The sequence below is a fragment of the Aeromonas sp. s1(2024) genome, assembly GCF_040908005.1.
GTDB lineage: Bacteria > Pseudomonadota > Gammaproteobacteria > Enterobacterales > Aeromonadaceae > Aeromonas > Aeromonas caviae.
This window is the reverse complement of the sequence record NZ_JBFOCW010000035.1, coordinates 1-13841: the sequence shown is the minus strand read 5'-3', so window position 1 is coordinate 13841 and position 13841 is coordinate 1. Positions and strand designations below refer to the sequence as shown.

General features: G+C 63.0%; 8 protein-coding genes. 6 read left to right on the top strand and 2 right to left on the bottom strand.

The window, feature by feature from the left end:
- Nucleotides 1-6 precede the first annotated feature (6 nt).
- Both AB5Y70_RS08550 and hutW read left to right on the top strand, forming a co-directional pair.
- Nucleotides 7-495 carry an OmpA family protein gene (locus AB5Y70_RS08550; RefSeq protein ID WP_043156206.1) on the top strand — a complete coding sequence of 163 codons (489 nt, stop codon included), beginning with the start codon at nucleotides 7-9 and terminating at the stop codon, nucleotides 493-495.
- A 276-nt stretch (nucleotides 496-771) separates the two neighbouring features.
- Nucleotides 772-2127, top strand: coding sequence for a heme anaerobic degradation radical SAM methyltransferase ChuW/HutW (hutW, locus tag AB5Y70_RS08545; protein ID WP_010674544.1), 1356 nt, complete (start codon nucleotides 772-774; stop codon nucleotides 2125-2127).
- Nucleotides 2128-2183: 56 nt separating this feature from the next.
- Here hutW and xseA read toward each other — a convergent pair whose 3' ends face one another.
- Nucleotides 2184-3548, bottom strand: coding sequence for an exodeoxyribonuclease VII large subunit (xseA, locus tag AB5Y70_RS08540; protein WP_010674545.1), 1365 nt, complete (start codon nucleotides 3546-3548; stop codon nucleotides 2184-2186).
- A 106-nt stretch (nucleotides 3549-3654) separates the two neighbouring features.
- Nucleotides 3655-4563: a DMT family transporter gene (locus AB5Y70_RS08535; protein WP_029314444.1), complete on the bottom strand. Its 909-nt coding sequence runs from the start codon at nucleotides 4561-4563 to the stop codon at nucleotides 3655-3657.
- A gap of 376 nt (nucleotides 4564-4939) precedes the next feature.
- Between AB5Y70_RS08535 and AB5Y70_RS08530 the strand changes: the two genes are divergently transcribed.
- The 4 genes from AB5Y70_RS08530 (at nucleotide 4940) to guaA (ending at nucleotide 12984) form a co-directional block, all read left to right on the top strand.
- Nucleotides 4940-8146 (top strand): alpha-amylase family glycosyl hydrolase, encoded by a 3207-nt coding sequence (locus tag AB5Y70_RS08530; RefSeq protein WP_223918102.1) that lies wholly within the window; start codon nucleotides 4940-4942, stop codon nucleotides 8144-8146.
- Between the two features lie 799 nt (nucleotides 8147-8945).
- Nucleotides 8946-9581, top strand: coding sequence for a YitT family protein (locus AB5Y70_RS08525; protein ID WP_010674548.1), 636 nt, complete (start codon nucleotides 8946-8948; stop codon nucleotides 9579-9581).
- A gap of 265 nt (nucleotides 9582-9846) precedes the next feature.
- A complete protein-coding gene (guaB, locus tag AB5Y70_RS08520) occupies nucleotides 9847-11310 on the top strand; it encodes an IMP dehydrogenase (protein ID WP_010674549.1) in 1464 nt (487 codons plus the stop codon).
- A gap of 84 nt (nucleotides 11311-11394) precedes the next feature.
- Entirely contained in the window at nucleotides 11395-12984 is a 1590-nt protein-coding gene (guaA, locus tag AB5Y70_RS08515) for a glutamine-hydrolyzing GMP synthase (protein WP_010674550.1), read from the top strand.
- The last annotated feature ends 857 nt before the right edge of the window (nucleotides 12985-13841 follow it).

Genomic DNA, 13841 nt, shown 5'->3' with positions numbered 1-13841 from the left:
ATAAGAATGCGCATGTTGAACCCGATCAAAGCGGGCCTGGTGGTACTGTTGCTGAGTGTGCTGGCGGCGTGCCAGAGCCCTCCCCAGGGGCTCACGGCGGAGCAGATCGCCGCCTTGAAGGAGCAGGGATTTCACCTGACCGACGAAGGATGGACCCTGGATATCTCCAACAAGGTGCTGTTCGCCAACAATGTGGGGGCCCTCAACCCCGAGACCCGCCAGGTGGTGGAAAAACTCGGCAAGGCCCTGATTGAGGTAGGACTGAACCGGGCCCGGGTGGACGGTCATACCGACTCCAACGGTGATGAGGCCTACAACCAGCAACTCTCCCTCAAGCGGGCACGGTCGGTGGCCGATGTCCTGGTGTCGGTGGGTATGCCACAGGGGAACCTGGATATCCGCGGCCGCGGAGAAGAGGCGCCCATCGCCGACAACGCGACCGCTGCCGGGCGAGCGGAAAATCGCCGGGTTGCCATCATCATCGGCAATGGCTGACCCCCGTCAGCCGGTATCGGCGCGGCGCTCCCGTCAGGAGCCTTGAATCAACCGCCTGATCCTGTGTGTGCCACCACTCTCCAGTGGGAGAGTGGCTCTCTTCCCTTGTTGTTTCACGCCTTCCTTGCCTGACGCGCTGTTGCCCTGATGGTGACAGAGTGACGGCTCAATCCTTCCCGACTTGATCCAGCACAAATACCTGCAACTGATATTGGTTATCATTTGCGTTATTTGAGCAGGGTAACCCCAGTGACGACTCTCCAGCTTTCTTCGACCATGACGGGGCTTTGTACCCCGGATCCCCTCAAATTCGCCTTCACCGCCAAGACGTCGGCCCATGCCAGCCGGGGAGGGACCGCCCCCCTGATGCTGGACGATGCCGGCTGGCAAGCCTGGTGGCAGCAGGAGAGCGAGGCCAAGGCCCGAGCGCTCTATATCCATATCCCGTTTTGCCGCAAGCGCTGCAGTTTTTGCAACTTCTTCGAAAACGGCGCCAATCCGGCGCGCATGAGCCGCTACATGGAGGCACTCTGCGGGTCGCTGCGCCAGGCAGCCGAGACGCCGCTTGTCCAGAGCCGGCCTTTCTCGGCGGTCTATGTGGGGGGCGGTACGCCAACCGACATGGCGGCGGGCGATCTCGCCCGCCTGGCCAGCGTCATCCGCCGTTTTCCCCTGACCGTGGATGCGGAACTGACCCTGGAGGGGCGACTCAACGGCTTTGATGACGAGAAGTGGCAGACGGCCCTGGCGGGCGGTTTCAACCGCTTCTCGTTCGGCGTGCAGAGTTTTGATACCCGCGTGCGCCAGCAGGCGGCCCGCTTCGATGACAGGGAGACCTTGCTGTCCCGGCTGGCGGCGCTGACCCGCCACAACGAGGCGGTGATCGTGGCGGATCTCATCTTCGGTCTGCCGGGGCAGGATGAGGCCGTGTGGCGCCAGGATATCGCGGATGTGATGGCGAGTGGGGTGCACGGGGTTGATCTCTATCAACTCTTCTCCATGGCGGGCACCAACCTGGCGCGCGCCGACGAGAAAGGCACCCAGGGCTGGGCCGCCGATGGCCAGCAGCGGGCAGTCATGTATGCCGACGGGGCACGGACGCTGGAGGCGGGGGGCTGGGAGCGGCTCTCCTGCAGCCACTGGCGGCGCATCGATGCCGAGCAGAGCCGCTACAACCAGATGGCCAAGTGGGGCGCCGAGATCCTGCCCTTCGGCGCAGGGGCGGGGGGCAACATTCACGGCCACGGCCTCATGTATGGCCGGGATCTGGCGCCCTGGCATGAGGCGCAGGCGGGGGGCGTGCGTGCTCCCGGCATGGTGATGAGGCCCAATCCCGATGCCCGTCTCGACGGGCTGCTGCGAGGGGGGCTCGATACCGGATGGCTGGCGTTGTCGCAATTGCCACAGGGGCTGGTCTCCCACCTGATGCCGCTCTTTGAGGCCTGGCAGCGACACGGGCTGGCACGGCTCTCGGCCGAGCGTCTCGCCCTCACCCTGGCGGGGCGTTTCTGGAACGTGAATTTGCAGGCCGGGTTGTTCGAGTATCTGAGGTGCAATCCACCGGGGGGGATCAAGGGGGGCGAGAAACCATCCGGCCACCCGGGCAAGATGGCCGGTCATGCCCTGGTATAACGGGCTATCGGAGCACAGAAAGGAGGCGGGGGCCTGGTGCAGGCCCCCGCTTTTTGTCAGCGGTTGTCGACCTCGTCCACCCGTACCCGCAGCGCTCCCTCTGCGAGGGTGGTGATCAGGGTCTGGCCTGCATTGACCTGGGATGCGCGGCGGATCACCTCCCCGGAGGGGGTGCGCACGATGGCGTAACCGCGCCCCAGGGTGGCCAGCGGGCTGATGCCGTCGAGGCGGGCTCCCAGCATGGCGAGGCTGTGGCGGGCGAGATCCTGGCGTTTTGCGATGAGGGCATGGAGGCGCTCCTCGGCCAGCTGGTGACGACGTTTGCCGATGGCCAGCCGCTTTTCGGGGCTTCTGGCCTGCAGGCGCATGGCGAGGCCCGCGAGGCGCCGCTCCCCCTGGTGCAGGCGATCACGCAGGTGCTGCTGCAAGCGGCGGTCGAGCTCGTCGAGGCGCTGGGACTGCTGCTCCAGCCGTCGCTTGGGATCCTGATGATCGAGCCGCTTCTGCAGCAGGACGAAGCCATGGCGGGCGGCGACCTGGTGACGGCTCATGGCCTGGGTGAGCCGCTGGCGCAGGTGCACGAGGCGCTGGGCGCGGGTGCTCCTGTCCGGCGCGACCAGCTCGGCGGCGGCAGAGGGGGTGGGGGCACGAAGGTCGGCGGCAAAGTCGCTGATGGTGACGTCCACCTCATGTCCTACGGCGCTCACCACGGGGATGGCGGAGCCTGCGATGGCCCGTGCCACCGCCTCTTCGTTGAAGCACCAGAGATCTTCAAGGGAACCGCCGCCGCGTCCGACGATGAGCACATCCACCTCGGCGCGGCGGTTGGCAAGCATGATGGCCGAGACGATCTGGGCGGTGGCGGCGCTCCCCTGCACCTGGGTCGGGTAGATGAAAACGGGCAAGTCCGGGGCGCGGCGTTCAAGCACCGTCAGCATGTCGTGCAGGGCGGCGCCTGTGGCGGAGGTGACCAGCCCGACGGCGCGGGGTTCCCGGGGCAAGGGGCGCTTGCGCCCTTCGTCAAAGAGCCCTTCGGCCCCGAGGCGGCGCTTGAGCTCCTCGAAGCGCAGGGCCAGCATGCCATCCCCGGCGGGCTGCATGGACTCGATGATGAGCTGGTAGTCGCCCCGGGGTTCATAGAGGGAGACTCGCGCCTGCACCAGCACCTGCATGCCATCCTGGGGACGGAACGGCACCCGGCGGTTGTTGCCCTTGAACATGGCGCAGCGCACCTGGGCCGACATGTCCTTGAGGGAGAAGTACCAGTGGCCGGAACTTGGCATCGCCAGGTTGGAGAGCTCGCCGGTGAGCCACACCAGCCCCAGATCCTGCTCCAGGATCATGCGCACGGCGCTGTTGAGGCGGGTGACGGTGAAGATCTGCTGTTGTCTGCTCTGACTGGCGGGTTCGAGGTGATTCAAGGCTGGCCCTGCTGTGGTGTCCGCCGGGGCGGGAGAAACGATGGGGGTCATCTTACCCCAGTTGCGCCCATCTGCCGAGCCATGGGCCCGGCAGATGACGCGGAGCCTAGGCTTGTGCCTTGGCCGACTTGACGGCTCTGGCGGGGCTGGTCACCAGCCAGACCGCGAGGCAGACCACGGCGCCGCCGAACACGAAGCCGCCGGTGAGGGTTTCCCCCAGCACCAGATAGCCCCACAGGATGCCGAAGGGCGGAATGAGGAAGGTGACAGTGAGGCTTCGCAGGGGGCTGATGTCGGCGATCAGCCTGAAATAGAGAAGATAGGCGAAGGCGGTACAGAGGAAGCCGACCGCCAGCACGCTGGCCCAGACCCCAGGCTGGGCCCAGTCGACGGCGGGGCCGGTCGCCAGGGTGTAGCCGAAGAAGGGAAGCAGGAAGAGGACGGCCCCTATCTGGCTGCCAAAGGCCACCAGTTTGGCGTCCAGGCCTCCCCGCTCGGTGACCCAGCGTCTCGTCAGGAAGCCGGCGCAGCCATAGCAGGCGGTGGCGATGAGGCAGGCCAGCACCCCGATGGCCAGTTGGCCGCTCAGGTCGACCTCCCCGGTGGTGGTGATGAGCCCGATGCCCACCAGCCCCAGCATGACCCCGGCCCACTTTCGCAAGGTCAGCGTCTCGTGAAAGAAGGAGAAGCCGATGAGGGCGCCCATCAGGGGCGTGGTGGCGTTGAGGATGGCGGAATACCCTGCGGGCAGCCAGAGGGCCGCCACGGCATACATCAGGAAGGGGACGCCGGAGTTGATGATGCCAAGCACCATGATGGATTTGAGCTTGCCCTGAAACTGCATGGGGGTGCGCAGCAGCAGGAGCATGGCGGCGAGCCCGACGAGGGCGAAGAAGACCCGCAGGAAGGTGGTGTTGACCGAGCCGAACGCCGGCGCCGCGATGCGCATGAACAAAAAGCTGGCACCCCAGATGGCTGCCAGCGCGAGCAATCTCCCGTAATCCGATGGTCTCATCGTTTCTCCCTGAATGAACCGCCCTGTTGCCCGAGATGGCAAGGGGGATTGCATCATGGGGGCAAGTGTCCCCGGTGGCAACGGCGCCGTGCAGGAGGCAGGGGCTGACCCTGTGCCCGAGGTGGTCGCGGAGGGCGGCCATCTTGCTCTCCCCGATGGGGGTGCCCCTCACTTCTGCGCCAGGAAATGAAAGCGCTATCAATCACATACAGCCCATGACGAGGTCGACAGTGGTCACATTTTGCGCGTGCTGGCCATTAATTGGCCATGGGGGACTCTAGACTGGTCGGGCTCATCTGAAGGCGGGACGTTGCGGATGGGGGAATGCCGGGACACACCGGCATCACACACAAACAATGAAAATAAAGGACTATCAATGGCTAGATGGATACTCGCGGCCGGATTGTTGGGAACCCTGATCACGGCGCCGAGCACGGCGGCGGAGTGGTTCTTCCGGGGCACCGCGAATGGATGGGCGGCGACCGCCATGACGTCGACGGACGGCGTCAATTTTGATACCTGTCAGCGCTTCGTGAGCGGGGATGCCAGCGGCGGCCCGCGCTTCAAGATAGACAGGTACGGCAACTGGCAGCAGAGCTACCCGGCGGCCGACTACGGGGTCAATGCCAACACGGCGTACCAGATCCGCATCAACGCGAGCACCCAGGCGGTGAGCGTGACGGCGGTGGCCAGTTGCGAGGCTTCGGGGTTTGCCAGCACCTTGCCGCAGCTCAACGTGCGCGGCACCTTCAACGGCTGGGCCAGCCTCCCCATGACCCTGGTAGGGGATCACCTGTGGCAGGTGGAAGCCTACCTGGATGGCAAGGCGAGCCAGCGCCTCAAGTTTGATCAGGCTGGCGACTGGGCCGTCAACTTTGGCGACAGCAACGGCGACGGCGTGCTGGAGAAAAGTGGCGGCGACATCTTCTGGAGCGCCGTGGGCACGGTGCGCATCCAGGTCAACGATCAGACCCTGGCCTACAGCATCACCCCCCTCGGGGATGACAACCAGCCGCCGCTCGCGGTCATCACCCCGGGGGGGACGGTGAACGTGACCCAGGGGGCGTCGCTCACCTTGAGCGGCAGCGACTCCACGGATCCCGACGGCCAGATCGCGAGCTATCTGTGGAGCAGCGGCGAGACCACGGAGAGCATCGTCGTCAACACCACCCAGACCGGCACCTTCACCTATGGCCTCACTGTCACCGACGATCAGGGCGCCAAGGGCAGCAGCAGCGTGAGTGTGGTGGTCGGGGCAGGACAGAGCAGCGACAGCTGGTACTTCCGGGGCACGGCCAACAACTGGGGGCTCACCCCCATGACCAGCGAGGATGGCACCACCTTCTGCACCGAGCAGGCCTTTGGCAGCAACAACCCCCGCTTCAAGATTGACCACAAGGGGGACTGGAGCGAGGCGTATCCGGCCCAGGATTACCTGGTCAGCGCCAACACCAGTTATCGCATCTGCTTTGACAGCCTGCGCAAGGCCATCGAGGTGGAGACGCTGGCCGGGGCCGATCTGCAGGCCCCCACGGTGACGGCCACCCCGTCTCCGGGGAGTTATGTGGACAGTCAGTCCATCACCCTGGGAGTGAGCGACGATCAGGACAGCGCCCCCGCCGTGCATTTCACGACGGACGGCAGCCAGCCCACCACGGCATCGGCCCGCTATGCAGGCCAGCCCCTGGTGGCGAGTGACAAGGGGAGCGGCACCGATCTGGTGATCCGCACCTTTGCCATCGACGCCAGCGGCAATCAGCGCGAGCAGCGCTTCGAGTACCGTATCGGCGAGCAGGGGGTGGCGAGCGGCGATTTTCGCGCCGAGAGCATCTACTTCCTGCTGACTGCCCGCTTCTATGATGGCGATGCCAGCAACAACTACTACAACCGGGATCGCTACAAAGCGGGGGATCCCCAGTGGCGTGGCGACTTCAAGGGGTTGATCGCCAAGCTCGACTACATCAAGGATCTCGGCTTCACCGCCATCTGGGTGACGCCGCCGGTGGAGAACCGCTCCGGCCTCGACTACCACGGCTACCATGCCTACGACTTCTACCGGGTCGATCCCCGTCTGGAGTCGCCGGGGGCGGGTTACCGGGAGTTCATCCAGGCGGCTCACGCCAAGGGGCTCAAGGTGATCCAGGATGTGGTGCTCAACCACTCGAGCCAGTACGGCCTGCGCGGCAAGACCTGGATCGATCGCCTGCCCGTCAAATACTACGTACCGGCGGGGTCGAGCCAGGGGCTCATCAACAATGGTCCCTATCAGGGCAATCTCGGGGATTACGCCAGCGCCAATCGCTGTGACGACGACAACCCGGCGGCGCCCGACTGGTACAAGGCCCGCTGCCAGTCCGATCCGGCGGGCACCCAGCCCCTGGTAGACCCCAAGACCGGCGCCACCGTGCCGAGCGCAGGCTACAACCCAAACCGCTTCTTCGGCATCGACGCCCAGACCCTGGATCCCGCCTGGTATCACCTGGACGGTTTCATGTCAGGCGGTGACTGGGAGAGCCCGCTCGCCCTGCAGCGCAAGCACATGGCGGGGGACTGCATCGATCTCGCCACCGGCAACCAGAACGTCAAGGACTACCTCAACGGCGCCATTCGTCAGTACCTCGACATGGGGGTCGATGCCATCCGTATCGATACCTTGAAGCACATCGAGCGGGACGAACTGCTGACCTATGTCCATGACTGGCAGGCCCACAAGCCGGGGCTGTTCGTCTTTGGCGAAAACCTGGTCAAGGGCACCGGCTGGGGCTCTGAGCTCGCCAACGACAATGCCTCGGCGGTGATCCGCCCCTGGTGGTATACCCGCACCACGCCGAACCCGGCCAATCCCCGTGCAGGGGGTGATTCCGGCCTCTCGGTGCTGGACTTCTCCCTCTTCTCCACCTTCCGTGACAACGTCACCCGGGGGAACTTTGGCGGGGTAGGGGGGATCTTCGCCATGGACTGGGTCTATGGGGATGCCACCAAGCTCATCACCTTCTTCCAGAACCACGACGTGGGGCCGGACAATGACTTCAAGTACCGCTACGGCGGGGAAGAGGGGAATGCGGCCATGACCTACAACCTGCTCTGGACGGCGCGGGGGATCCCGACCCTCTACTACGGGGAGGAGGTGATGTTCCAGGCGGGCAAGCCCCAGGACATCGACGGGGCCACCATGACGGTGGATCAGACCGGTCGTGCCTACTACGGGGAGGTGCTGGACAACCCCGCCACCCCGAGCCACCCGCTCTATCAGCACATCAAGCGCCTGAACCAGATCCGCAAGGCGGTGCCCGCCCTGCAAAAGGCGCCCATGAGCCAGGTGAACGAGTGGGGGAGCGGCATCAGCTTCGTGCGTGATCTGAGCGCCCAAGGGAGCTACGCTGCCGTGGGCCTTGCGGCCAACTCGGCCCAGCAGATAAACCTGAGTGGCCTGAAGAACGGCACCTACACGGACGCGGTAACCGGTGCGAGCCAGAGCGTCAGCAACGGCAGCCTGAGCTTTGCGGTGCCCGCCTATTCGGCGCGGGTCTGGGTACTGAACGGCCCGGGCAAGGTGGGCGCGGACGGCAAATACCTCAAGTAAGGAAGCCCTGTCACAGGGAGCAGCGAGTCGGCCTTCGGGCCGACTTTTTTATTCTGCCTTCTGCCTATGCCTGAATGGATGCCCCATCCTGATGGGACTCTGGCTGCGGAGGGGCTGGTGAATGGGCAGACCTGTGGACTCGCGACCAGCACGCTCATGGGCAGGGGGCTAGAGGGAAGGGGAGTGGTGCATCCGCCGCCCGAGTCACTCCATGCTCTGCATATTGCAGTGCTCATGGCAGTGAGCAAAGCGGTGCCCATACCGCCTTTGCGCCGCGGTGCAAGGCAAACTGTGCCACTCGGTTGATCTATATTGGTGCAATTGCACTTTATTGGTGCGATCCATCCACATCCGCCCCTGGAGCCCGCCCCGAAGAAACACGCCGTATAGCCCTCGGGCTTACCCCATGACAGGCATCATCCATGCTGAAAAGCGGCATCGTATCGACATGATCTGCCGAAAAACCGGACTGTGAAGGGGATACCACGAGGCCTTTCTCGGTGACTCGGGTAAACATGCTGCGCCACCATGATGGCCGATCACTGAAGTAGTGCATTCGGTCTGCACATTGCGTATTTATCAGAATTTAAATCCGATTATTTATGGTGTCGCGGACTCTTGTTTTGATTGGCGCTCTTTTTGCTGTGCCTTGTCATCCCCATGATGGCGACATCAGGGGGCGGGGGAGCGCAAGATTGGGGGTTGGGACGGCAAGGTGAATGGGTCGCCGCCATCAGCCCCAATGCGGCCTGGTTGTCGGGCAACGGATGCCACCATCAAATCGGATCTAAGGAGTCATATGGAAGGTGAAATGACCATGCAGCCAGCGGCCGCGGGCAGGGGGCTGGCCCATACCCTCAAGGACGATGTCTACGGCATGGTGCTCGGGGTCATGTTTATCGCCGTGGGGCTCAATCTGCTCAAGTGTTCCGGCATGATCACCGGCGGCATCGCGGGCATCGCCCTGCTGATCGCCCATGTCAGCACCCTGCCCATCGGCGTGCTCTTCTTCCTGGTGAACCTGCCCTTCATGGTGTTCTGCTACGTCACCATGGGGCGCGCCTTCACCCTCAAGACGCTGATCGTCAACGTCGCCCTCTCGGCGGCCACCCAGGCGGTGCCGCTGCTGCTGACGGTGAGCTATGTCCATCCCCTGTTTGCCGCCCTGGTGGGGGGAACCTTCCTCGGCATGGGGGTCTTGTCTCTGGCGCGCCACAATGCCTCCGTGGGGGGCACCGGCGTGGTGACGCTCTGGCTGCAACGGCGCACCGGCATCAATGCAGGAAAGAGCCAGATGGTGCTGGATGTGCTGGTGTTTGCGCTCTCTCTGCTCACCCTGCCGCTTCCCCTGCTGCTCTGGTCAACCCTGAGTGCGCTGGCCATGAACGCCATGCTGATGAACTGGCACAAGCCGGGCCGCTATCAGGGGAACTGACCGCCGGTCTGGCTGACGGCTGTGAGTGGAAAAAAGGCCGTTCCGGGAGACTGGCGGCAGAAAGGGGCTCAACGGCAAAAAAGATCATCTTGTCGGGAAAAACGGCATGGTTACGGCTGAATTTATTGGTTTTTTGCCCTGTTGGTGGCGTTAAATCGGGCTACGCCATAAAAAATTCAAAAAACTTCTTTACCACTGCCCAATGCATGAGTAAAATTTGTCGGCAATATTTTACACCCCCACTCCTCAACGGTGAGATATTGCCATGCTCAGGATTGCCAAAGAAGCGCTGACCTTCGACGATGTACTGTTGGTTCCAGCCCACTCCACTGTTCTCCCCAATACCGCCGACCTGCGTACCAAGCTCACGTCTGCGATAACGCTGAATATTCCGATGATCTCCGCTGCCATGGACACAGTGACCGAAGCCCGTCTGGCTATCGCACTGGCCCAGGAAGGCGGCATCGGCTTCATTCACAAGAACATGTCCATCGAGCAGCAGGCTGCCGAAGTGCGCAAGGTCAAGAAGTACGAGAGCGGCGTGGTCAGCGACCCCGTTACCGTGCGCCCTGACATGACCATCGCCCAGATCAAGGAGCTGAGCCACAAGAACGGTTTCGCCGGTTACCCCGTGGTGACTGACGGCAACCAGCTGGTGGGTATCATCACCGGCCGTGACGTGCGCTTCGTCATCGATCTCTCCCAGACCGTCGAACAGATCATGACCCAGAAAGATCGTCTGGTGACCGTGCGTGAAGGGGCCCCTCGTGAAGAGGTGGTGGCTCTGATGCAAAAGCACCGCATCGAGAAGGTGCTGGTGGTCAACGGCGACTTCAAGCTCAAGGGCATGATCACCGTGAAGGACTTCCAGAAAGCCGAGCGCAAGCCCAACGCCTGTAAAGACGAGCGTGGCCGTCTGCGGGTCGGTGCCGCCGTCGGTGCCGGTGCCGGCAACGAAGAGCGCGTCGCCGCCCTGGTGGAAGCCGGTGTGGACGTGCTGCTGATTGACTCCTCCCACGGCCACTCCCAGGGCGTGCTGGATCGCATCAAGGCGACCCGTGAAGCCTATCCTGACCTGCAGATCATCGGCGGCAACGTCGCCACCGCCGCTGGCGCCAAGGCGCTGGTGGAAGCGGGTGTCAACGCCGTCAAGGTCGGTATCGGCCCGGGCTCCATCTGTACTACCCGTATCGTGACCGGCGTGGGCGTGCCCCAGATCACCGCCATCTCCGACGCCGTCGACGCCCTGGAAGGCACCGGCGTGCCGGTGATTGCCGATGGCGGCATCCGCTTCTCCGGCGACGTGGCCAAGGCCATCGCCGCGGGCGCAAGCTGCGTCATGGTGGGCTCCATGTTTGCCGGTACCGAAGAGGCGCCGGGCGAGATCGAGCTCTATCAGGGCCGCTCCTTCAAGTCCTACCGCGGCATGGGCTCTCTGGGTGCCATGTCCAAGGGCTCCAGCGACCGTTACTTCCAGACCGACAACGCCGCCGACAAGCTGGTGCCGGAAGGGATCGAAGGGCGCGTGCCGTACAAGGGCCGCCTCAAAGAGATCATCCACCAGCAGATGGGCGGCCTGCGCTCCTCCATGGGTCTGACCGGCAGCGCGACCATCGACGACATGCGCACCAAGGCCGAGTTCGTGCGCATCTCGGGCGCCGGGATGAAAGAGTCCCACGTTCACGACGTGACCATTACCAAAGAAGCCCCCAACTACCGGATGGGCTGATGAAACGGGGCTCTGCGCCCCGTTTTTCCACCCTTTTTTTATCCCGTGCTTTTTGTGACAACATCAGCCTGATGCAGGAATAAAATGACTAAAGACATTCACGCCCACCGTATCCTTATCCTGGATTTCGGTTCCCAGTACACCCAGCTCATCGCCCGTCGCGTCCGTGAAATCGGCGTCTACTGCGAGCTGTGGGCCTGGGACGTAACCGAAGAGCAGATCCGCGAGTTCAATCCGAGCGGCATCATCCTCTCCGGCGGCCCGGAATCAGTGACCGAGGCGGGCAGCCCGCGCGCCCCCGAGTACGTGTTCAACGCCGGTGTGCCGGTGTTCGGTATCTGCTACGGCATGCAGACCATGTCCGAGCAGCTCGGCGGCAAGGTGCAGTCCTCCAACCTGCGTGAATTCGGCTACGCCCAGGTCGAAGTGCTGGGCCAGTCCGGCAAGACCAGCGCCCTCTTGCGCAACATCGAAGACGCCATTGCCGACAACGGCAATGCCCTGCTGGACGTCTGGATGAGCCACGGCGACAAGGTCACCGAGATCCCCGCCGGCTTCACCACCATCGCCCAGACCGCCACCTGCCCCCATGCCGCCATGGCCGACGAGGCCAAGCGCTTCTACGGCGTGCAGTTCCACCCGGAAGTGACCCACACCCGTCAGGGTGCCCGTATGCTGGAACACTTCGTCAAGGACATCTGCGGCTGCGAATGCCTCTGGACCCCGGCCACCATCATCGACGACGCCGTTGCCCGCATCCGCGAGCAGGTGGGTGACGACGAGGTGATCCTGGGCCTCTCCGGCGGCGTGGACTCCTCCGTGGTCGCCATGCTGGTGCACCGCGCCATCGGCGATCGCCTGACCTGCGTCTTCGTCGACAACGGCCTGCTGCGCCTGAACGAAGGCCAGCAGGTGATGGACATGTTCGGCGATCACTTCGGCCTGAACATCATCAAGGTCGACGCCGAAGAGCGCTTCCTCTCCGCCCTCGCGGGCATTGACGAGCCGGAAGCCAAACGCAAGACCATCGGCCGCGTCTTCGTCGAAGTGTTCGACGACGAGTCCAAGAAGCTCAAGAACGCCAAGTGGCTGGCCCAGGGCACCATCTACCCGGACGTCATCGAATCCGCTGCCAGCAAGACCGGCAAGGCCCACGTCATCAAGTCCCACCACAACGTCGGCGGCCTGCCGGAAGAGATGAAGATGGGTCTGGTGGAGCCGCTGCGCGAGCTGTTCAAGGACGAAGTGCGCCGTGTCGGCCTCGAACTCGGCCTGCCCTACGACATGCTCTACCGTCACCCCTTCCCGGGTCCTGGCCTGGGCGTGCGTGTGCTTGGCGAAGTGAAGAAAGAGTACTGCGACCTGCTGCGCAAGGCTGACGCCATCTTCATCGAAGAGCTGCGCAAGGCCGACCTCTACAACCAGGTCAGCCAGGCGTTCGCCGTCTTCCTGCCGGTGCGCTCCGTCGGCGTCATGGGCGATGGCCGCAAGTACGACTGGGTCATTGCGCTGCGCGCCGTCGAGACCATCGACTTCATGACCGCCCACTGGGCCCACCTGCCGTACGACTTCCTCGGCCACGTGTCGAACCGCATCATCAACGAGATCAACGGCATCTCTCGCGTGGTGTACGACGTCTCCGGCAAGCCGCCCGCAACCATTGAGTGGGAATAAAAGGCGTGGGAATAAGCGGCTAACGCCTCTCTCCCAGCGGTAACGCAAAACTGTCAAAAAGGCGCCCTTGAGGCGCCTTTTCTTTTTCCAATCGTTTGCGAGAAAATTTTGCTCCTGGCGAAGGGGTGAGGGCTCTGTTACCAATGTTGTCGTGGTGAGTGCCCGAGTCGATCGGCAGAACCTCATCTATCGCATCCACACACGGCGGCAGGTTGTGGTTTCTCCGGGCAGAGGAAAGGCTTTGCTGCATAGCCTCTGAAGGCCATCCACGAGTGTTATGCCCAGAAAGTTAAGTGCCACTGTGTCCAGCATCAAAAGATGGGAAGGGAGCACTCCTTCAAAATCCCCCCAAGTGATAGCAGGCGTACCAGTTACCGTTTCAAATGCAAAACCATGGTGCCGCTGCCCAACCCGATCCACGGGGAAGCCGTGGTGCAGATCTTCCAATCCCTGGATGGTTCGGCCCATATCACCGCCATCACCCCGATCTGATTTGGCTACGGGGCAAAGCGGGGAGGGGTCATAGCCTCCAACCAGTTGGCTCCAACACCCAACAATAAGAAAGACACCCGAGTAGTGTCTTTTCATTTTCATATCGTTTGCGTGGTAAAGTAGATTTCCTAAGGAAGGTGCGAATAAGCGGGGAAATTCTTCTCGGCTGACTCAGTCATTTCATTTCTTCATGTTTGAGCCGATTTTTTCTCCCGTAAATGCCTTGAATCAGCCTATTTAGACCGTTTCTTCGCCATTTAAGGCGTTATCCCCAGTTTTTAGTGAGATCTCTCCCACTGACGTATCATTTGGTCCGCCCGAAACAGGTTGGCCAGCGTGAATAACATCGCCAGTTGGTTATCGTT

What these genes read in the sequence shown, in the direction of transcription:
- AB5Y70_RS08550 (WP_043156206.1), top strand. Translation starts at nt 7, where the DNA reads ATGCGCATGTTGAACCCGATCAAAGCGGGCCTGGTGGTACTGTTGCTG.
- hutW (WP_010674544.1), top strand. Translation starts at nt 772, where the DNA reads ATGACGGGGCTTTGTACCCCGGATCCCCTCAAATTCGCCTTCACCGCC.
- AB5Y70_RS08535 (WP_029314444.1), bottom strand. Translation starts at nt 4,563, where the DNA reads ATGAGACCATCGGATTACGGGAGATTGCTCGCGCTGGCAGCCATCTGG.
- AB5Y70_RS08530 (WP_223918102.1), top strand. Translation starts at nt 4,940, where the DNA reads ATGGCTAGATGGATACTCGCGGCCGGATTGTTGGGAACCCTGATCACG.
- AB5Y70_RS08525 (WP_010674548.1), top strand. Translation starts at nt 8,946, where the DNA reads ATGGAAGGTGAAATGACCATGCAGCCAGCGGCCGCGGGCAGGGGGCTG.
- guaB (WP_010674549.1), top strand. Translation starts at nt 9,847, where the DNA reads ATGCTCAGGATTGCCAAAGAAGCGCTGACCTTCGACGATGTACTGTTG.
- guaA (WP_010674550.1), top strand. Translation starts at nt 11,395, where the DNA reads ATGACTAAAGACATTCACGCCCACCGTATCCTTATCCTGGATTTCGGT.